The organism is Halorubrum yunnanense (assembly GCF_026586675.1).
Taxonomy (GTDB): domain Archaea; phylum Halobacteriota; class Halobacteria; order Halobacteriales; family Haloferacaceae; genus Halorubrum; species Halorubrum yunnanense.
On sequence record NZ_JAODIX010000093.1, the window covers coordinates 1 to 1,014 of the forward strand.

Here is a 1,014-nt window from a genome sequence, read left to right on the forward strand (position 1 = left end):
CCGTAGGGAGTCCTCGTTGGATCTGCTGTTTCAGGGTCGCAAGATCAGGAATAAGACGGTGCTTGAACCATTCGTTGAGTCGATCCCAACATCCTTCTACTGGGTTGAGTTCCGGTAGTTTCGGTGGAAAGTACCAGACATCGAGGTGCTCCTCACCTTCATCGTCTCCGCGCACGCACGCGACCGAACTGTCTCCGACAGTTTCGGTCGCGCGCTCACCACTGACGTGCTCCCAGAGATCTCTGTTGTAGAAGTACCCAGCACGATCGAGAAACACCACTAACTCGTCACCGAATCGTTCTTGTAGCGCTCCGAGCAGCCAGATTCCTTGCTGTGAGGTGAGATTCTCTTCGGTCCAGCAGTAGAAGTTGTCACCGTTGTCGGTGACAGCGCCCAAGACGGTCACTTTATCCCACGAGTTTGAGGTCTCTATCGTCGGATTTGAACCGATCGGGTACCAGCCACGTCGTTGAACTGTGCCGACGCGCTTGGTAAATTGATCGACGACAACGACGGTTTTCTCGGTCAGTTCTGGCCGTTTTTTTCGACTGTCTCTTGGAACTCTGCCTCTTTTCCCGGGTCTGCCTCGTGATTGCGCGGCCGTGCTGTCCGGTAGGACAGCTCGGCCTTGCTCATGAGTTTGCGCGCGTGTCCTTTGCTGTACTCAACGTCGTATTCATCTTTGACGTGGTCGATCAGCAGCGTTGACGACCACGCTTGTTGTTCGTAGCCGAGTTCGGTCGGTGGCTGCTGGAGTTGCTCAAACAACTGCTCGCGTTGCTCTTCATCGAGTTTCGAGGGGCGGCCTGGTCGATAGTCGTCATATGGTGCCTGCTCGATCGGTTCGCGCGCGAACCGATCGAGCCAGTTACGAATCGTCTTCTCAACGACACCATGGCGTTCAGCCAGTCTGTCAAGTTCGTCGCCCTGTTTTCGTCCGATCGCAGCCAGCACCCGTTCCCGAGGGATCTCTCCTTCTGTTTGCTCACGCAGCTCTTGGAGTTCTTCCAGAGA

Annotated in this window: 2 protein-coding genes; both read right to left on the bottom strand. The window is 55.4% G+C overall.

All coding sequences use genetic code 11. The features are described 5' to 3' along the window. Nucleotides 1-529 (bottom strand): transposase (locus N5096_RS16000; protein WP_267665787.1); only part of this gene is annotated, 529 nt, incomplete at its 3' end. Next, nucleotides 526-1,014, bottom strand: a 489-nt coding sequence (locus tag N5096_RS16005) for a helix-turn-helix domain-containing protein (protein ID WP_267665786.1), incomplete at its 5' end; no start/stop codon positions are given. The genes N5096_RS16005 and N5096_RS16000, both read right to left, overlap by 4 nt.